Source organism: Microbacterium sp. zg-Y1090 (assembly GCF_030246945.1).
Classification (GTDB): domain Bacteria; phylum Actinomycetota; class Actinomycetes; order Actinomycetales; family Microbacteriaceae; genus Microbacterium; species Microbacterium wangruii.
Genome location: NZ_CP126742.1, coordinates 526,336 through 545,228 on the forward strand (window position 1 = coordinate 526,336; position 18,893 = coordinate 545,228).

16 protein-coding genes and 1 tRNA gene are annotated in these 18,893 nt (G+C 71.2%); 13 read left to right on the forward strand and 4 right to left on the reverse strand.

The features are described from left to right. The first annotated feature begins 78 nt into the window (after nucleotides 1-78). From QNO26_RS02325 to QNO26_RS02350, 6 genes are all read left to right on the forward strand, one after another. Nucleotides 79-1,695 carry a sugar ABC transporter ATP-binding protein gene (locus tag QNO26_RS02325; protein WP_257526227.1) on the forward strand — a complete coding sequence of 539 codons (1,617 nt, stop codon included), beginning with the start codon at nucleotides 79-81 and terminating at the stop codon, nucleotides 1,693-1,695. Then, the gene (locus QNO26_RS02330) at nucleotides 1,692-2,774 is read left to right on the forward strand and encodes an ABC transporter permease (RefSeq protein ID WP_257526226.1); all 1,083 of its coding nucleotides are present in this window, start codon (nucleotides 1,692-1,694) and stop codon (nucleotides 2,772-2,774) included. The genes QNO26_RS02325 and QNO26_RS02330 overlap by 4 nt, the downstream gene beginning before the upstream one ends. Continuing rightward, a complete protein-coding gene (locus QNO26_RS02335; RefSeq protein ID WP_257526225.1) occupies nucleotides 2,771-3,823 on the forward strand; it encodes an ABC transporter permease in 1,053 nt (350 codons plus the stop codon). Before QNO26_RS02330 ends, QNO26_RS02335 begins: the two co-directional genes overlap by 4 nt. A gap of 94 nt (nucleotides 3,824-3,917) precedes the next feature. After that, nucleotides 3,918-5,501, forward strand: coding sequence for a xylulokinase (locus QNO26_RS02340; protein WP_257526224.1), 1,584 nt, complete (start codon nucleotides 3,918-3,920; stop codon nucleotides 5,499-5,501). Nucleotides 5,502-5,521: 20 nt separating this feature from the next. Next, nucleotides 5,522-7,024, forward strand: coding sequence for an L-arabinose isomerase (gene araA, locus QNO26_RS02345; protein ID WP_257526223.1), 1,503 nt, complete (start codon nucleotides 5,522-5,524; stop codon nucleotides 7,022-7,024). A 2-nt stretch (nucleotides 7,025-7,026) separates the two neighbouring features. Then, the gene (locus QNO26_RS02350) at nucleotides 7,027-7,965 is read left to right on the forward strand and encodes an aldose 1-epimerase family protein (RefSeq protein WP_257526222.1); all 939 of its coding nucleotides are present in this window, start codon (nucleotides 7,027-7,029) and stop codon (nucleotides 7,963-7,965) included. 81 nt (nucleotides 7,966-8,046) lie between these two features. Here QNO26_RS02350 and QNO26_RS02355 read toward each other — a convergent pair whose 3' ends face one another. The 3 genes from QNO26_RS02355 to QNO26_RS02365 form a co-directional block, all read right to left on the reverse strand. Further along, the gene (locus QNO26_RS02355; protein WP_257526221.1) at nucleotides 8,047-8,247 is read right to left on the reverse strand and encodes a hypothetical protein; all 201 of its coding nucleotides are present in this window, start codon (nucleotides 8,245-8,247) and stop codon (nucleotides 8,047-8,049) included. A gap of 135 nt (nucleotides 8,248-8,382) precedes the next feature. After that, a complete protein-coding gene (locus QNO26_RS02360; RefSeq protein ID WP_257526220.1) occupies nucleotides 8,383-10,143 on the reverse strand; it encodes a carbohydrate-binding domain-containing protein in 1,761 nt (586 codons plus the stop codon). A gap of 71 nt (nucleotides 10,144-10,214) precedes the next feature. Continuing rightward, nucleotides 10,215-11,108, reverse strand: a complete 894-nt coding sequence (locus tag QNO26_RS02365; RefSeq protein WP_257526219.1) for an SDR family NAD(P)-dependent oxidoreductase — start codon at nucleotides 11,106-11,108, stop codon at nucleotides 10,215-10,217. 81 nt (nucleotides 11,109-11,189) lie between these two features. Here QNO26_RS02365 and QNO26_RS02370 point away from each other — a divergent pair, with 81 nt between their 5' ends. The 7 genes from QNO26_RS02370 (at nucleotide 11,190) to QNO26_RS02400 (ending at nucleotide 18,394) form a co-directional block, all read left to right on the forward strand. Then, nucleotides 11,190-11,786 (forward strand): asparagine synthase, encoded by a 597-nt coding sequence (locus QNO26_RS02370; protein WP_257526218.1) that lies wholly within the window; start codon nucleotides 11,190-11,192, stop codon nucleotides 11,784-11,786. Nucleotides 11,787-11,870: 84 nt separating this feature from the next. Beyond that, nucleotides 11,871-11,943: transfer RNA gene (locus QNO26_RS02375), tRNA-Arg, on the forward strand. A gap of 213 nt (nucleotides 11,944-12,156) precedes the next feature. Continuing rightward, nucleotides 12,157-12,597 carry an Hsp20/alpha crystallin family protein gene (locus QNO26_RS02380; RefSeq protein ID WP_257526217.1) on the forward strand — a complete coding sequence of 147 codons (441 nt, stop codon included), beginning with the start codon at nucleotides 12,157-12,159 and terminating at the stop codon, nucleotides 12,595-12,597. A 65-nt stretch (nucleotides 12,598-12,662) separates the two neighbouring features. Beyond that, nucleotides 12,663-14,168, forward strand: a complete 1,506-nt coding sequence (locus QNO26_RS02385) for an L-serine ammonia-lyase, iron-sulfur-dependent, subunit alpha (RefSeq protein WP_257526216.1) — start codon at nucleotides 12,663-12,665, stop codon at nucleotides 14,166-14,168. Nucleotides 14,169-14,232: 64 nt separating this feature from the next. Continuing rightward, the gene (locus tag QNO26_RS02390) at nucleotides 14,233-15,549 is read left to right on the forward strand and encodes an MFS transporter (RefSeq protein ID WP_257526215.1); all 1,317 of its coding nucleotides are present in this window, start codon (nucleotides 14,233-14,235) and stop codon (nucleotides 15,547-15,549) included. Continuing rightward, on the forward strand, nucleotides 15,546-17,393 hold the full coding sequence (locus tag QNO26_RS02395; protein WP_257526214.1) for a glycoside hydrolase family 2 protein: 1,848 nt from the start codon (nucleotides 15,546-15,548) through the stop codon (nucleotides 17,391-17,393). Before QNO26_RS02390 ends, QNO26_RS02395 begins: the two co-directional genes overlap by 4 nt. Beyond that, nucleotides 17,390-18,394: a DUF2804 domain-containing protein gene (locus tag QNO26_RS02400; RefSeq protein WP_257526213.1), complete on the forward strand. Its 1,005-nt coding sequence runs from the start codon at nucleotides 17,390-17,392 to the stop codon at nucleotides 18,392-18,394. Before QNO26_RS02395 ends, QNO26_RS02400 begins: the two co-directional genes overlap by 4 nt. Nucleotides 18,395-18,406: 12 nt before the next feature. Here QNO26_RS02400 and QNO26_RS02405 read toward each other — a convergent pair whose 3' ends face one another. Then, a complete protein-coding gene (locus tag QNO26_RS02405) occupies nucleotides 18,407-18,835 on the reverse strand; it encodes a MarR family winged helix-turn-helix transcriptional regulator (RefSeq protein WP_257526212.1) in 429 nt (142 codons plus the stop codon). Nucleotides 18,836-18,893: the final 58 nt, after the last annotated feature.

The window sequence follows — 18,893 nt, forward strand, 5'->3', positions numbered from 1 at the left end:
CGGTGCGGGGTCCGACGCGGCCCCGCACCGCGGTCGACAGCCTGGTCGTCACTGCGGCCGATCACAGGATGCGAAGCAATGAGCGAAGAACTGCCGGTCGTGCAGATGCGCGACATCTCCATCGCGTTCCCTGGCGTGAAAGCGCTGGACGGGGTGGACTTCCGCCTCTTCCCCGGTGAAGTCCACGCGCTGATGGGGGAGAACGGCGCCGGGAAGTCGACCCTCATCAAGGCGCTGACGGGCGTCTACCGGATCGACTCGGGGTCGATCATGGTCAGCGGGCAGGAACGACAGCTCCACGGCACCAGCGATGCTCAGGCGGCCGGCATCTCCACGGTCTACCAGGAGGTCAATCTCGTGACCAACCTGTCGATCGGGGAGAACGTGATGCTGGGGCACGAAGTGCGCGGGCCGTTCGGAATCAACTGGCGGGCCACGCACCGTGCGGCGACCGAGGCGCTGGAGAAGCTCGGACTGGGTGACCTCGACACGCACCGGCCGCTGTCCACCCTCTCCATCGCGGTGCAGCAGCTCGTCGCCATCAGCCGGGCCATGGCCATCAAGGCGAAGGTCCTCATCCTGGACGAACCGACGTCGAGCCTGGATGCCGCGGAGGTCGAGAGCCTGTTCCGGGTGATCCGGGCGCTGCGGGACCAGGGCGTGGCCATCCTGTTCGTCTCCCACTTCCTCGACCAGGTCTACGCGATCAGCGACCGCATGACGATCCTGCGCAACGGGCGGTACGAGGGGGAGTACGCGACCCGCGAACTCGATCGCCGCTCACTGATCTCGAAGATGATCGGCAAAGACCTCGACACGCTCAACTCCCTCGGCGGAAACCGGCGCGTCGAACTGCGCGATCACGCCGCGGAGGAGCCGGTGCTGACCGCGCGAGGCCTCGGCAGGCGCGGGGCGATCGAGCCGACCGACCTGACCGTCCATCGCGGCGAGGTCGTCGGTTTCGCCGGCCTGCTCGGCTCGGGCCGCACGGAGCTCGCACGACTGCTCTTCGGGGCCGACCGAGCCGATCAGGGCGAGATCACCGTGCATGGTCGCCGCGTCGACCTGAAGAACCCGGCGGACGGACTGGCCAACCGCATCGCCTTCTCCACCGAGAACCGTCGCGACGAGGGCATCATCGCCGAACTCACCGTGCGGGAGAACATCATCCTGGCGGTGCAGGCGGAGCGGGGGTGGGCTCGACCCCTCTCGCGACGCGAGAAGGACGAGATCGTCCAGAAGTACATAACCGCCCTGAACGTGCGGCCGGCCGACCCGAACCGGCTCATCAGGAATCTGTCGGGCGGCAACCAGCAGAAGGTGCTGCTGGGCCGCTGGCTGGCCACGAACCCCGAGGTGCTGATCCTCGACGAGCCCACACGCGGCATCGACGTCGGCGCGAAGGCGGAGATCCAGGAGGCGGTGGCCGAGCTCGCCGAAAGCGGGGTCTCGGTGGTGTTCATCTCCTCCGAGCTCGAAGAAGTCGTGCGTCTGAGCGAGAGGATCGTGGTGCTCAAGGACCATCAGAAGATCGGCGAGATCGCCAACGGACCGGAGGTGACCGCCGAACGCGTCGTGGACGTCATCGCCGCACACGGCGTCGCAGCGGCCGCCGATCGTGGCCTGGTCGACGCCGAGCCGGGGCTCGACGCCGTGAATCCGGGCGATGCGTCCGAGCCGGGGGTCCGGTCATGACCGCCGCCGTCCGCTCCGCGGCGCTCCGCGACACCCTGCGCAAGCCCTTCGTCTGGGGCATCGTCGCCATCCTCGCCCTGCTGCTGCTGAACGTTCTGAAGGACCCGGGCTACCTCGCCCTGTCGATCAACCCCACCAACGGCAACCTGGTGGGCAACCTCATCGACATCCTGCGCTCCGCAGCGCCGATCCTCATGATCGCCGTCGGGATGTCCCTCGTCATCGCCACCGGTGGCATCGACCTCTCCGTCGGCTCGGTCATGGCCGTCGCGGGCGCCGTGTCGATGGAGTTCATGAAGGCGGCGGACGACTCGGGATCGGTCGGCGTCGCCCTGGCGGCGGTCGGTCTGGCGCTCCTGGTGAGCGCCGTGCTCGGAGCCGTGAACGGGGTGCTCGTGGCCTACGTGGGCCTGCAGCCGTTCATCAGCACCCTCATCCTCATGCTCGCGGGCCGAGGGCTGGCGAAGGTGATCACGTCGGGGCAGAACACATCGGCATCCAGCGCGCCCTTCCGGTGGATCGCCAACGGCTACCTCATCGGGCTCCCCGTCGTCTTCTTCCTCGCGGTCGCCCTCGTCGTCATCGTCGCCCTCATCGTTCGGCGCAGTGCACTCGGACTCATGATCGAGGCGATCGGCATCAACCCGAGGGCGAGCCGGATGGCGGGGATCAAGCCCAGAGGGCTGCTGCTCACGGTCTACGTCTCCAGCGGCGTGCTGGCGGGAATCGCCGGCGTCATGTCCGTGGGAACGGTCATGACGGTGGACGTCAGCCGCACCGGCTATCAGCTGGAGCTCGATGCCATCCTCGCGGTCGTCATCGGCGGCACCTCGCTGGCGGGGGGCAAGTTCTCGATCGGCGGCGCCGCGGTGGGCGCGCTGCTGATCGCGACACTGGACAAGACCGTGCTGTTCCTCGGGATCTCGTCCTCGGCGACGCCGGCGTTCAAGGCGATCGTGATCGTGGTGCTCTGCCTCCTGCAGTCCGAGCGCGTGCGCGGCTGGTTCGTGCAGCGCAGACGCCCGCCCACGGCTGCCTCGCCGAGCGCGGCGCGCACCGAGCAGGAGGTGGCGGCATGACCGCCCTGGACACCCGCCCGGCCGGCACGCCGCCCGGATCCTCGGGCGTCGCCCGGTTCGCCGCAGCGGTCCGCCGCGTCGTCACCTCGAACCCCTCGGTGCTGCCGACCGTGGCCGCGATCACGATCTTCCTCGGCATGGTCGTCTTCGGAGAGCTCTCCTACGGACGCATCGTGCAGTACAGCACGCTGTCGAACCTGCTGATCAACAACGCCCACCTGATCATCATCGCCGTGGGCATGACGTTCGTGATCCTCACCGGAGGCATCGACCTGTCGGTCGGCGCCGTCATCGCGCTGTCCAGCGTGGCCGGCGTGATGCTGTCCAATGCGGGATGGAACCCCGCGATGGTCATCCTGCTGATGGTGCTCATCGGCACGCTGTCGGGCCTCGTCAGCGGCACCCTGGTGCAGTACTTCAACGTGCAGCCGTTCATCGCGACGCTCGCGATGATGTTCCTCGGCCGCGGCCTCGCGTCGCTGCTGAGCACCGTTCCCGAGCGACTCGCCGACGATTCGCCCATCCGCGCACTCGGAACCCAGATCAAGGTGATCGACGGACCCAAGGTCAACGACCTCGTCATCTCCCCCGGAGTGATCGTCGCGCTCGTCGTCGTGCTCGCCGCCTTCTTCGTGCTGCACCGCACCCGCACCGGACGCACCGTCTACGCGATCGGAGGATCCGAGAACTCTTCGACCCTCATGGGCCTGCCCGTGCCCAGGACCAAGCTGCTCGTGTACGTCATCAGCGGCTCGCTGTCGGGGGTGGCGGCCGTGGTGTACACGTCGCGCCTCGGCATCGCGCAGAACATCACCGGCATCGGCTGGGAGCTCGACGCGATCGCGGCCACCGTGATCGGCGGCACCCTGCTGACGGGCGGCTTCGGCTATGTCCTCGGTTCGGTGGTGGGCGCACTCGTCCTGGGGCTCATGAACGTGCTGATCACCCGCGACGGCAGCATCCGGCCCGAGATGACGACCATCATCACCGGCGGCATCCTGCTCGTCTTCGTGCTGCTGCAGCGGGCGGTGAGCAAGAAGCGCGAGTAGGCCCCACCCGGTTGCGCGGGCGTCGCAGCGGCGCCTTTACCGGTAACATCGCGGCGGGGGATTGTCCGTAGAAGAGGGTGGAGACCAGACGCTCATGAGCGAGCCGACCATCGCCGACGCCATCCGCGCCGGCCGAACGTCCCTGGGGATCGAGCTCGGCTCGACACGCATCAAGGCCTGCCTCGTCGGGGAGAATCCGGCCGACGTGCTCGCGGTCGGCAGTCACGACTGGGAGAACCGCTTCGAGGGGCGGCTGTGGACATACTCCCTGGACGACGTCTGGTCGGGGCTGCAGGCGGCCTACGCCGACCTCGTCGCCGACGTGAAGATGCGCTACGGCGTCGTGCCCGACACCTTCGGTGCGATCGGCGTCTCGGCGATGATGCACGGCTACCTGGCCTTCGACGCCGCCGGTGAGCTGCTGGTGCCGTTCCGCACCTGGCGCAACACGAACACCGGCCCGGCCGTGGCAGCGCTGACCGAGCTGTTCGAGGTCAACATCCCGCACCGCTGGTCGATCGCGCATCTCTACCAGGCTGTGCTCGACGACGAGCCCCACGTGCCGCGCATCGACTTCTTCACGACGCTGGCCGGCTACGTGCACTGGCGTCTCACCGGCCGCCGCGTGCTGGGCGTCGGCGATGCCTCGGGCATGTTCCCCATCGCCGCGGCGACGCGCGGATACGACCCCGAGCTGCTCGCACGCTTCGCCGGTCTCGGCACCGGCCTCGACCTGGCGGCGCTCCTTCCCGAGGTGCTCATGGCGGGCACGCCCGCCGGGGACCTCACCGCCGAGGGGGCGGCCCTGCTCGATCCCACGGGTGCCCTGCGTCCCGGCATCCCCCTCTGCCCGCCCGAGGGCGACGCCGGCACCGGGATGGTCGCCACCAACGCCGTCGCGCCGCGCACCGGCAACGTCAGCGCCGGCACGAGCATCTTCGCGATGGTCGTGCTCGAGCGGCCGCTGGCGCGCGCGCACCACGAGCTGGACCTCGTCACGACGCCCGCCGGCGACCCCGTCGCCATGGTGCACTGCAACAACGGCGCGAGCGAGCTGGCGGCGTGGGCGGCGATGTTCGCCCGCTTCGCCGAAGCGTCAGGCACGCCGCTCGACGCGGATGCCGTGTACGAGACGCTCTTCCGCGAGGCGCTGACCGGCGACCCGGATGCCGGTGGCCTCCTGGCCTACAACCACCTCGCGGGCGAGCCGATCGCGGGGCTCGACGAGGGCCGCCCGCTGTTCGTCCGCACCCCCGACAGCACGTTCACCCTCGCCAACGCGATGCGGGCCCAGCTCTACGGCGTCTTCGGCACGCTGGCCCTCGGCATGCGGGTGCTCGACGAGGAGGGCGTGGCGCTGGATCGCATGTTCGCCCACGGGGGCATGTTCCGCACCGCCGGGGTCGCCCAGCGCTTCCTCGCCGGCGCCCTGGGCGCGCCCGTCGCCGTCGGCGACACGGCGGCCGAAGGCGGCGCGTGGGGCATCGCCGTGCTGGCGTCGTACCTCTCCCACGCCGCCGACACCGACCTCTCCGCCTACCTCGACCGCGCGGTCTTCGCCGGCGCCGACGTCACCGTCGCCGACCCCGACCCCGCCGATGTCGCGGGTTTCGCCGCCTACCTCGATCGTTACCGCGCGGGCCTCGCCATCGAAGCCGCCGCCGTCGCCGCCCTCTGACCCGACACCGAAGGAACACCATGGCCCTCTCCACCTCCCTCGACGCCTACGAGGTCTGGTTCGTCACCGGCAGCCAGAACCTGTACGGCGAAGAGACGCTCCGCCAGGTCGCCGACCAGTCGCAGGCCGTCGTCGCCGGACTCTCGGATCTCCCGGTCCGCGTGGTCTGGAAGCCCGTGCTGAAGGACTCCGACAGCATCCGCCGCCTGGCCCTCGAGGTCAACGGACGCGACGACGTCATCGGCGTCATCGCGTGGATGCACACCTTCAGCCCCGCCAAGATGTGGATCGCCGGCCTCGATGCCCTGCAGAAGCCGCTGCTGCACCTGCACACGCAGGCCAACGTCGAGCTGCCGTGGGCCGACATCGACTTCGACTTCATGAACCTCAACCAGGCCGCCCACGGCGACCGCGAGTTCGGGTACATCCAGACGCGGCTGAACGTCGCGCGCAAGACGGTCGTCGGGCACGTGTCGAACCCCGTCGTGCGCGAGCAGATCGAGCAGTGGCAGCGCGCCGCCGCCGGCTGGCAGGCCGCCCGCACCCTCAAGCTCGCCCGCTTCGGCGACAACATGCGCTACGTCGCGGTCACCGAAGGGGACAAGACCGAGGCGGAGCTGCGCTTCGGCGTTCAGGTGAACACGTGGGGCGTGAACGAACTGTCGGATGCCGTCGCCGCGGCATCCGACGAGCAGGTCGACGCCCTCGTGGCCGAGTACCTCGAGCTCTACGACGTCGCCGACGAGCTGCGGCCCGGCGCCGAGCGTCACCAGTCGCTGCGCGACGGCGCGGCCATCGAGGTCGGGTTGCGGACGTTCCTCGAGGCGGGGGGCTTCGGCGCGTTCACCACGTCGTTCGAGGACCTGGGCGCGCTGAAGCAGCTCCCCGGTCTCGCCGTGCAGCGCCTCATGGCCGAGGGCTACGGCTTCGGCGCCGAGGGCGACTGGAAGACGGCCATCCTGGTGCGGGTCGCCAACGTGATGGGTGCGGGCCTGCCCGGCGGGGCGAGCCTGATGGAGGACTACACCTACGACCTCGTGGCGGGCGACGAGAAGATCCTCGGCGCGCACATGCTCGAGGTCTCGCCGTCGCTGACGAGCGCCAAGCCGCGGCTCGAGGTGCACGCGCTCGGCATCGGCGGCAAGGACGACCCGGTGCGCCTGGTCTTCACCGCCGACCCCGGTCCTGCCGTGGTCGTGGCGATGAGTGACATGCGTGACCGGTTCCGCCTGGTGGCGAACGTGGTCGAGAACGTGGAGGCGCCCGACCTGCCGAACCTCCCCGTGGGACGCGCGGTCTGGAAGCCGGCGCCCGACTTCGCCACGAGCGCGGGCTGCTGGCTGGCCGCGGGCGCCGCCCACCACACCGTGATGAGCACGGCCGTGGGCATCGAGGTGTTCCGCGACTTCGCCGAGATCGCCGGCACCGAGCTGCTGGTCATCGACGAGGACACCACGGTGCGCGGCTTCCAGAAGGAGCTGCGCTGGAACGCGGCGTACTACCGCCTGGCGCAGGGGATCTGATCATGGCGCACCTTCCCGCCAGTGGCACGCAGCACACCCTCCGCCGCGGCGCGTGCGAGGTCGTCGTCGCGAGCGTCGGCGCCTCGCTGCGCTCGTTCACGCACAGCGGCCGCGACCTCGTGGTCCCCTTCGACGCCGACGAGGTGCGCCCGGCGTACCGCGGGGCCACCCTCGCCCCCTGGCCGAACCGCGTCGTCGACGGCCGGTACGCGTTCGGCGGCACCGAGCAGCAGCTGCCCCTCACCGAGCCGGAGCGCGGGCACGCGCTGCACGGCCTGGCGGCCTGGCTCGACTTCGAGCCGGTCGACAAGGGACCCGATCACGTCACCCTCGCCGCGACCGTCGAGCCGCAGACGGGGTACCCCTGGCGCGTGCGCGTGCAGACCACCTTCGCCCTCGGCGACGACGGCCTGACGCAGACGGTGCGCGCGCAGAACCTCTCGGCCGGACCCGTCCCGTTCGGCACGGGTCCGCACCCCTACCTCGTCGCGGGGGAGGGCACGGTCGACGACTGGACCCTCGAGCTGCCGGCATCCGAGGTGCTCTCGGTCACGCCCGACCGGCTGGTGCCCACGACCCTCGGTCCCGTCGATGAGGCCTTCGACTTCCGTGCGCCGCGGGCGATCGGCGCGACCGAGATCGACCACGCCTTCACCGGACTCGCCCCCGGTGACGACGGTGTCACGACCGTGCGCGTCACGGCCGCCGACGGCCGCGGCGCGGGGATCGCGTGGGATGCCGCCTGCTCCTGGGTGCAGGTGCACACCGCCGATCGGCCCGATGGCGCGGCCGATCCCAGTCACCGCATCGGGCTGGCGGTCGAGCCGATGACCTGCGCCCCCGACGCGTTCAACGCGCCGCGCTACGGCTTCGACACCGGCCTGCTCGTCATCGAGCCGGGCGCGACAGCCGAGGCGAGCTGGCGGATCTTCGCCATCTGACCTCGGTTCCGCCGTCGGACAGGCGGAAGGCCCCCGGCATCGCTTCCGGGGGCCTTCCGCTGAGGTTGCTCAGCCTGTCGCTCAGTCGTCGCCGCGGAGCTTCTCCTTGACCTCGTTGCGCGTCTGCACGGAGTCGCGCTCCGCTTCGGCCTTGTTCACGTCGGATTCGGCCTTGCGCTCGTCGACCTTGTCCTTGATGCGGTCGGCGGTGTCTTCGAACGCTTCCTTGGCCTTGCGGCCTGCCGTCTCAGCGGCGTTCTTCGCGTCGTCCAGAAAACCCATCTCTCGCTCCTCTCCTGAGGCGGGCCGGGGTCACCCGTCGGTCCGTCGTGGCCCCGACCCTAGCCCTGCAACGACGCCCTTGCGAGAGGTTGAGCCGGCGCGACGGGAGTGATATCCCGGCGGGGCACCGCGTCGTCAGGGGCGGGTTCCGCCCGGCCCCACCATCCCGTCGCCGGGGCCGCCCATGCCGCCCGCACGCTGCTGACCCGCGACAGCGGTCGACAGCGTCCGGCCATCGGAGGTCAGGGTGTAGGTCTCGCCGTTGACGAGTTCGGGCGCGGAGAAGACGACGTTCTGCACCTGCTTGGCAGAGATGACCGTGCCCAGCTGCTCGCCCTCGGCAGAGACCACGGTCAGCTCGGTGCCCTCGGGAACTCCGGTGACGGTGAACTGCACGCTGGCCTGCGCGGAGTCGGCCGAGGGGGCCTGGGCCATGCCGGCGGAGCCCAGCGCGAACAGCGTGCCCGCCTCGATGGTGATGCCGGCGTCCGCGTCGAGCGCGCCCTCGCCGCCGCTGGTCGGCCCCTGCACGATCGTCGACCCGCCCGTGATCACGATCGACCCGTTGGCGTCCAATCCGTCGCCGTCGGCGTCGACGCGCAGGTCGCCTCCCGAGATGACGAGGGTGAGCTCGGCGGTGCCGGCATCCGGCTCCGAGACATTGATGCCGTCATCGCCGGCGGTGATCTCGATCGACCCGTCGGTGATGGTGATCTGGCCGGCCTCGAGGCCTTCGACCGAGCGGGGGACGGTGACCTCGCCCCCCGACACGACCAGCTGAAGCTCGGCGTGCGCGCCGTCGTCGCCCGAGGCGAGGGTCGCGACGGTGCCCGCAAGGTGCACGTACGCGTCGGTGTCGACGGCGTCGTCGGCTGCATCGATCGTCAGTGTGCCGCCCTCGAGCACGGCGATCGTGCCGGCGACCACCCCCTTGGCGCCCGACTCGGGGTCGCCGGCCGCTCCGCCTCCGGCGGTGATGTCGACGCTCCCGCCGGTGAGCACCACATCGGTGGACGCGTCGATGCCGTCGTCGCCCGACGACACCGTGACGGTGCCGCCGGCGATGTCGACGTACCCGCGCTCGGCGTGCTCCTCGTCGTCGGACGTGAGCCCGTCGTCCCCGGCGGTGATGTCGAGCACCCCGTCGCGGACGACGAGGTGGTCGGTCCCGCGGATGCCGTCGCCCACGGCGTCGACCGTGATCTCGCCGGAGCGGATGACCAGGCCGCCGGCCGAGGCGATGCCGTCGCCGCCGTTCCCCGCGACGGCGAGGGAACCCTCGCCCGTGATCGTGAGGTCGGCCGCGCTGTGCAGGGCGGCGTGCGCGTCGGCGTCGTCCGGATAGGTGCGCGCATCGCTCAGCACGTTCGAGGATCCGCCCGCGAGCACGACGGCCGCCTGGCCGGCCGAGCGGATGTCGATGGCCGCGCCGTCGGAGTTGGCCACGTCGACGTCGTCGAGCACGAGGGTCACCGCGGCGTCTTCCGCGGCGGCCACGACGATCTGCCCGTCGAGCTCGCCGGAGAGGCGGTAGGTGCCTGCGGCGGAGATCGTCACGGTGGAGCCGTCGATCGTGACGGCGCCGGACGGCGAGGCGGTCGCCGTCGAGCCGGCGAGGTCGATGGTGACGGCATCCGCGAGGGCCACGTCCGCCGAGTCGGCGGAGTCGTCGGGCTGCTCGTTGCCGGCGCGCACATCGGCGGCGGTGGAGAAGCCGTCGAGGGTGGCGTCCACGGCGGGCGCGGACGACTCAGGCTGAGGCGTCGCGGCGCCGGCGCCGGTGCCGGCCGTCGAAGCATCGGTGGCGCACCCGGCGAGGGTCAGCGCCAGGGCGGTGGGGGCGGCCACCAGCCAGCGCCGGCGGCGGGAGGGGCGGGCGTCGTCGCGCGGTGTCATGGATGCTCCTTTCCAGCGGAGAAGTGGCGCACCCGGGCACGGTGCGACACCATCCATTGAGCTCCTCACTGCTATGGGGAACCTATGGCGCTCCCATGTCCTGGGTGCGAATCCGGGGTGCCACTCGTGGTGGGCGGAGTCGTCGTGTCGACGGCGTCGCGCAGCGGCCGGCGCATGACGCTCCAGTAGTGGGCCGGGGTGGCGCGGGTCAGCAGGTCGACGACCCGGGCCTGGCCGCCGATGAAGGTGCGGGCACGGCGCTGCACGGTGGCGGCCACAATCCGCCGGGCGGCATCCTCAGGCTCGGTCCGGTACATGGCCGCCTGCGCGGCGGCGGCGCGCCGGGCGACGGCGGGATCCAGTGCTGCGGCATACCGGCCGCGCAGCACGATCCCCGTCTTCACCCCCGCCGGGTACACCGCCCCGACCGTGACGGGGGAGCCGGCGAGCTCATGGCGCAGAGCCTCGCTGAACCCGCGCACGGCGAACTTGCTCATGGCATAGGGGACGCGCCCGGCGGGGGCGGCGAGGGCGTAGACCGAGGCGAGGTGGGTGATGTGGGCGGCGGGGGCGCGCCGCAGCGCCGGGAGCAGCGCCTGGGTGATGTTCACCGTGCCCCACAGGTTCACGTCCATGAGCCACCGCATCTCGGCCATCGTGAGCTGCTCGATCGAGCCGAGCATGGATGACCCGGCGCACGTGATGAGCGTCTGCAGCTGCGGGTGGGATGCCGCGATCGCCGCGGCCGCCGCGGTGACGGCATCGTCGTCGGTGAGGTCCACGACGTGGACGGTGTGACCCGTGCCGGGAAGCGACGCCCGCACGGCATCCATCCCCACCTCGTCGCGGTCGACCAGGGCGATGCGGGCGCCGGCCGCGGCCAGCTGCCTGGCCGTCTCCGCGCCCATCCCGGCCGCTGCCCCCGTGATGACGCTCGTGGCTCCGTGCACCCGCAGTGGTCGCATCGCCCGCCCCCTTCGCCGCCGGCTCCCGTGGGTTCGATTCTGGCGCACCCCCCGCCGTAGGATCGATCAAGGGGGGATGCCGTGACCCAGCGCAAGAAGCCGAAGCAGGACGACATCGTCGCCGAGGGGCTCTACATCGCGTCCGCCGCGACCCGGCTGACGCTGAAGAACCGCATTCTGGTGGACCTCCTCACCGGCGCCGAGGGGTTCGAGGTCGCCCGGTTCCTCCCCGATGCCCGCGAGACGCTGCTGAACCTCGCGGCCGAGGCGCAGGCCGACGCGGAGCGCGCCGAGCGGGACCGCAAGGCCGCCCGAGGCCGCCACACCGACTCCGACGGCACGCACGACTACCGCAGTCGCGACGTGCGCAACCTCCGCAAACGCCGCAAGCAGTCGGAGAAGATCGCGAAGGAACTGCGCGAGCGCGCGGAGGATCCCGAGGAGCTCACCAGGCTCGTCGACGACGCCCGCGACGCGGCGTGGGCGGAAGTGGCCAAGAACATCGACCGCAACCTGCGCATCGAGGCAGCCCGCCCCGACCTGGACCCGGATTACCAGACCATGCGTCAGGCGCGCATGCAGGCGCTGCGCATGGTGGACCTGCCCAGGCTGCGCGCCCACCGCCGCGCGGTGGACCAGGCGGCGGCGGAGCGCGCGGACGCCGCCGAGACCCGCTGACACGCCCGGCTCGCGCAGCCCGATTCGCGCACTGCGCCCGCGTCGGGTAGGCTTTACGACGGCCCGCACGACAGTTCGGACCATGCGCCCGTAGCTCAATGGATAGAGCATCTGACTACGGATCAGAAGGTTAGGGGTTCGAGTCCCTTCGGGCGCACACTGTGTTGAGACAGTAACGAAAGGCCCCGGTTCGCCGGGGCCTTTCGTGTTTCTCAGGCGCCCCGCCACGGCAGGCCGGCGCCGCTCCTGCGCACCCCTTGCAGTCTCCGCGACGAGTGCTAGTCTATTCGCGCAGTTGAGTCGAGACGACTCAACTTTTGAGACTGCACAAGGATGCCGGGCGTCCGGCACTGCTCAAGAGGAGACGAGAATGGCGAACTACGACCCGCTCCGTGACCTGGAGCGTTTCGCGAACACCCTGATGGACCCCGCCCGCCGCGGCCCGCGGCAGATGCCGATGGACCTCTACCGGGAGGGTGACCACTACGTGCTCGAGGCCGATCTGCCCGGCATCGACCCGGGGTCGGTCGACATCGACGTCGACGGTCAGCTTCTGACCATCCGCGCGGAGCGCACGATCAACGTGGGTGAGGGCGTGAAGTGGATCACCCGCGAGCGCGAAGCCGGCAGTTTCCTGCGCCAGCTGAGCCTCGGGCAGGGCCTCGACACCGAGCGCATCGCCGCGACCTACCGCAACGGTGTGCTGAGTGTGAAGATCCCCGTCAGCGAGAAGGCCAAGCCCCGCAAGGTCGAGGTGACGACCGAGGACTCGAACCCTTCGATGCAGGTGAGCGAGTCGCCGCAGGCGTGACCATCGCCTGATCGGCGGAAGCCCCGGACCGGCCAGGTCCGGGGCTTCTGTCGTAGGCTCGAGGTGTGAGCGCGTACGTTTCGGCGTTCGAGCTGTTCTCCATCGGCGTTGGACCCTCGAGCTCCCATACCGTCGGTCCCATGCGGGCCGGCCGTGACTTCGCCGACCGCCTGCGCGCGTCGGGGCGGCTCTCCCACGTCGCCCGCGTCACCTGCGCGCTCTACGGATCGCTCGGCGCGACCGGCATCGGCCACGGCACGCCCGACGCCGTCGTGGCGGGGCTGCAGGGCGCCGCCCCCGAGACGGTCGACCCCGAGGACGTCCGCCACGCCTGGACCCACTGGCCCGAGGGCGCGCCGCTGCAGCTCGCCGGCACCCACCCCGTTCCCTTCGCCAAGGCCGACGTGGTCTTCGCTCCGCGTACCCGGCTGCCCGGCCACCCCAACGCCATGACGGTGACGGCGACGGATGCCGACGGCGCCACGGTCGCCGAGGAGACGTACTACTCCGTCGGGGGCGGGTTCATCCGCCGCGACGGCGAACCCGCGCGGGTCGCCGCCCACCCCTTCCCGCTCGCCTATGAGAGCGCCGACCAGCTGCTGGCGCTGTGTGACGAGCGCGGCATCACCATCGCCGAGGCGGCCCGCCTCAACGAGCAGGCGCTACGCAGCGAGGAGGAGGTCGCCGCCGGGCTCGACGCGATCTGGGACGCGATGGCCGCCTGCGTCGAGGCAGGGCTCGCCGCCGACGGCGTGCTGCCGGGCATGCTGAAGGTCAAGCGCCGCGCCGGGGTGATCCGCGGCCAGCTCGAGGAGGCCGAGGCCGACGGCCGGCGCGAGCTGCCGGGCGAGTGGCTCGGCGCCTTCGCCCTCGCCGTGAACGAGGAGAACGCCTCCGGCGGCCGGGTCGTGACGGCTCCCACGAACGGGGCGGCCGGCATCCTCCCCGCCGTCGGCATGTACTGGTGGCGCTTCCTCGCCGACTCCGGGCTCGGGTCGGGCAATGCCGTCACCCCGTACGGCGAGCTCGTCGGCAGTGCGCTGCTCGGGTTCCATCCGGCGTCTCCGGCCCTCGGCGGAGAGGCCGACGCTCCCGACCCCGACGCCCCGGCGCTCGCCGACGCGAACCGCCGCCGCGGCATCCGCCGTTTCCTGCTGACCGCGACGGCCCTCGGGTCGCTGTTCAAGGCGAACGCGTCGATCTCCGGCGCCGAAGGCGGATGCCAGGCCGAGGTCGGCTCGGCGTGCGCCATGGCCGCCGCCGGGCTCACCGCGGTGATGGGCGGCACCAACCGGCAGATCGAGAATGCCGCCGAGATCGCGATGGAGCACCACCTCGGGCTCACGTGCGACCCGGTCGGCGGGCTCGTGCAGATCCCCTGCATCGAGCGCAACGCGATCGCGGCCTCCACGGCGGTGACCGCGTCACGTCTCGCACTGCGGGGGGACGGCACGCACTACGTGTCGCTCGACGCGGTCGTCGAGACGATGCGGCAGACCGGCATCGACATGTCGACGAAGTACAAGGAGACCAGCGAGGGCGGGCTCGCCGTCAACGTCATCGAGTGCTGACCTCGCGCCGCTCTGCCGAGTAGGATCGAGCCACCCGAATCCCGGTCCGTCAGCAAGGATGCCGATGTCCGCCACTCCTGCCACCGCTCCCACCCGCGCCCGCCTGCCGCGCGTCGCCGGACGCACGTGGTGGGTCGTCGTGCTCGTCGGCTTCGTGGGGCAGCTGGCGTGGACCGTCGAGAACATGTACCTCAACGTGTTCGTCTACGACACGATCACCACCGACCCCACCGTCATCGCGGTTCTGGTGGCCGCATCCGCCGTCGCGGCGACGCTGTCGACCATGGTCGTGGGCGCCTGGTCCGACCGGGTGCGCCGGCGTCGGCCGTTCATCGCGATCGGCTACATCCTGTGGGGACTGACCACGGCGACCTTCGGCTTCGTGCAGCCGTCGGCCGGCGCCCAGGCCGCTCAGGTCGTGGGCACCGCCGTGGTCGCCATCATCCTGCTGGACTGCGTGATGTCGGTGTTCGGCTCGGGGGCGAATGACGCCGCGTTCAACGCGTGGGTGACCGACGCCACGAAGCCCGCCGACCGTGGCCGGGTGGACTCGGTGCTCTCGGTGCTGCCGCTGATGTCGATGCTGCTGGTGTTCGGCCTGCTCGACGGGCTCACCCAGGCGGGCGAATGGAAGCTGTTCTTCGGCATCATCGGCCTCGCCACGGCGGCGGTGGGCGTGCTGGCCTGGTTCCTGGTGCGCGATGCCCCCGGCATCCGCGCGACGCCGGACGGCTACCGCCGCGCCGTCGTGCACGGCCTGCGGCTCGCGACGATGCGCGCCCATCCGCGGCTCTACACGCTGCTGGTGGCCTGGGCGATCATCGGCATCAGCTCGCAGGTGTTCTTCCCGTACCTCATCATCTACATCCAGCGGTATCTGCGGATCGACGGCTACCCGATCGTGCTGGCGAGCGTGCTGACCCTCGCCGCCGTCATCAGCGTGGTGGGCGGGCGGCTGGTGGACCGCGTCGGCAAGACCCGGGCGATCCTGCCGGCCGTGCTGTTCATGATCGTCGGGCTCGTCGGCATGTTCGTGGTGCGGGACATGCTCAGTGTGATCGTCTTCGGCACCGTCATGATGGGCGGGTTCCTGCTGTCCACCGCGTCGCTGTCGGCGAGCGTGCGCGACGCGACGCCGTCCGACCGCATCGGCATGGTGCAGGGGCTGCGCATGATCTTCGTCGTGCTCATCCCCATGGTCATCGGCCCCTTCATCGGGTCGGCGGTCATCATCGGGGCGAATGAGACCTACGTCGACCTGGGCGTGGTCAAGCAGGTCCCCACGCCGTGGATCTTCCCCGCCGCCGCCGTCGTGGCCCTCTTCGTCGTGGTGCCGCTCATGGCGCTGCGCCGCCTGCCGCAGCCGGTGGATGCCGCATGAGTGCTCCCATGCTGACCCCCTGGGGGGAAGGGCTCGACCGCGAAGCCCCGCTGCCGGAGTACCCGCGCCCGCAGTTGGTGCGGGAGGGCTGGACCAATCTCAACGGCGTCTGGGCCTATGCCATCACCCCGTTCGCGGCGTCCGACGCGGCTGCGGCATCCGACCCGCTCGCGGTCGCCGACCCGCTGGCGGCACCGGCCGCCTGGGACGGCGAGATCGTGGTTCCCTTCTCGCCCGAGACCCCGCTGTCGGGCGTCGGCCGAGCGGTCGGGGCGGGCGAGACCCTCTGGTACCGGCGCACCTTCACGCTGCCCAGGGCGGTGCACGCCGATGAGCGCGTGCTGCTGCACTTCGGCGCGGTCGACCAGTCGTGCCGCGTCGCGGTGGACGGCGTCGAGGTGGGCGGCCACACCGGCGGCTACCTGCCCTTCACGCTCGACGTGACCGGTGCCCTGGGCGACGGCGCCGCGCACGAGGTCACGGTGTCGGTGCGCGATGTGACGGATGCCGCGTGGCTCGCCCGCGGCAAGCAATCCAGTCGGCGCGGGGGCATCTGGTACACGCCGCAGTCGGGCATCTGGCAGACGGTGTGGCTCGAGATCGTGCCGCGCAGGGCGGTGGACCGGCTGGTGCTGACCCCCGACCTCGCCGGTGCCGCGGTCGAGGTCACGGTCGAGAGCAGCCACGGCGCGGGCGCCGAGGCCGACGTCGAGATCCGCGCGGCCGGCCAGGTGGTGGCCGCCGCCACCGTGCCCGTGGGCGAGGCCACGCGCATCGACCTCCCCGCCCCGGTGCGGCCCTGGTCGCCCGAGGATCCCTTTCTCTACGACGTGACCGTCGCCCTGGGCGAGGACCGCGTCGACAGCTACGTCGGGATGCGCTCGTTCGGCGTCGGTGTGGACGACCGCGGCCACGCGCGACTGCTGCTCAACGGAAAGCCGCATCTGCCGGTGGGACTCCTCGACCAGGGGTACTGGCCCGACGGCGGGTACACCGCCCCGAGCGACGCCGCGCTGCGGTACGACATCCGCCTCGCGAAGCGCCTCGGCTACACGATGCTGCGCAAGCACATCAAGGTCGAGCCGCTGCGCTGGTACCACCACTGCGACCGGCTCGGCATGCTGGTGTGGCAGGACGCCGTGAACGGCGGCGGGCGCTACCGCCCCGCCGTGATCACCGCTCCCGTCCTCGGCGCACCCGCCCTCGACGACACCCGCTACGGCCGGTTCGCCCGGTCGGATGCCACAGGCCGGGAGCGCTTCGAGGCGGAGCTGGTGGAGATGATCGAGCACCTGCGCAGCGTCGTCTCGCTGTCGCTGTGGGTGCCGTTCAACGAGGGGTGGGGCCAGTTCGACGCGGCGCGGATCGCGGGTGCCGTCGCCGCCCTCGATCCCACCCGTCCCGTTGACCACGCCAGCGGGTGGCACGACCAGGGGGCCGGCGACCTGCGCAGCAGGCACGTCTACTTCCGGCCGGTGCGCCTGCCGCGGCGACGTGATGCGCACGGTCGCGTGGAGGCGGTGACCGAGTACGGCGGCTACAGCCTGGCGGTGCCGCAGCACACCTGGGCTGCAGAGGTCTTCGGGTACCGGCGCTACCGCTCGCGGGCGACGCTGCAACGGGCCCTGGAGCGGCTGCACGACCGCGAGATCGTCCCGGCCATCGAGCGCGGCCTCGCGGCGACCGTCTACACCCAACTGTCCGATGTCGAAGACGAGGTCAACGGCATGGTGACCTACGACCGGCGCTTCGTGAAGGTGGACGAAGTCGCCGTGCGAGAGATGAATGAACGGCTGCAGCAGGCGGCATCCCGCCTGGGCGGCCCTCGAGAGGAGCATGCGTGACGCTGCGCGAACTGACAGAGAACATCTCCCTCACCGCCGGCGACGGCCGGGTGCTCAACGCCGACGCCGTCGGCTGGGCGCGGCAGCCCGTGGTTGACGCGTCGCGCGTGCACTCCCGTTCGTGGGGCCGCAACAAGCGCTGGGAGTACTGGAACGTCATCACGCCCTCGCACATCCTGGCGCTGACGGTGTCGTCCATCGACTACGCCGCGGTGCTGGGCGTCTGGATCTTCGACAGGGCGACCGAGCGCACGTGGCAGGCCGACGCGACGGTGATCCCGCCGCGCGGGGTGGAGCTCGCCTCGCGGCTGGAACACGGCTCGTCCCGGGCTCGGGCGAAGGGGCTCGAGATCGATATCGACGAGGTCGCCGAGGGGACGCGCCTGCGGGCACGGATCGCCGATGCCTCGTTCGACGTGGTGGCGCAGCTGCCACCGGGGCATGAGCGGCTCGCCGTCGTCGTCCCGTGGAGCCCGCACCTGTTCCAGTACACCGTCAAGGACGTCGCGCGGCCGGCGGTCGGCAGCGTCACCGTCGACGGCGTGCGGTCGGACGTCACCCCGGGCGAGTCATGGGCGGTGCTCGACCACGGCCGGGGCCGGTGGCCGTACGACGTGCAGTGGAACTGGGGCGCCGGATCGGGGCGGGATGCCGCCGGGCGGGTGTTCGGCATCCAGGTCGGCGCCCGGTGGACCGACGGCACCGGGTCGACCGAGAACGCGATGCTCGTCGACGGGCGGCTGCACAAGATCCACGAGGAGCTCGCCTGGGATTACGACATCGCGATGTGGCGGCGACCGTGGCGGGTCACCGGCGGTGGGCTGGATGCCACCTTCGCCCCGTTCTACGACAAGGTGAGCCGCACGAACCTCGGCGTGCTCTCCTCCCGCACCGACCAGTGCTTCGGCCATTGGTCGGGCACGTTCACCACCGAGGACGGGGAGCGGGTCGAGTTCCGCGACATCCTGGGCTTCGCCGAAGAGGTGCACAACCGCTGGTGACGAGGCCCGGCGTCAGTTCTGGCGCAGCTTGCCCGCGAGATCGCGCAGCAGGCGCAGCTCGTCGTCGTCGAGCACCGACATGCGGCGGGCGATCGACTGCCCGTGGCGACCGGCGAGGCGGCGGAACACCTCCGCCCCCTCGGTGGTGGCCTGCAGGATCGAGCCGCGACCGTCGGAAGGGTCGGCGCACTTCGTGAGCAGTCCGCGGGTGACCATGCGGTCGACCAGGCGCGACACGCTCGGCTGACTGATCAGCATGTTGGCGGTCACGTCGCGCAGGCGTGCGGTGTGGTCGGGCAAGCGGGTGACCGTCAGCAGCACGTCGTACTCGGCCTGGGTCAGCTCGGCCCCGTCGAAGTCGCCGCGGATCTCCTCGAACACCTCGTGCTGTGCCCGGAACAGCGCCTCCCAGGCATCCACGGCGAGGCGGCGGTCGGTCATGGGGACAACTGTAGACCCGGGGCGGCCACGGCCGGGCAGCGCCGGACAGCGCGGGGGG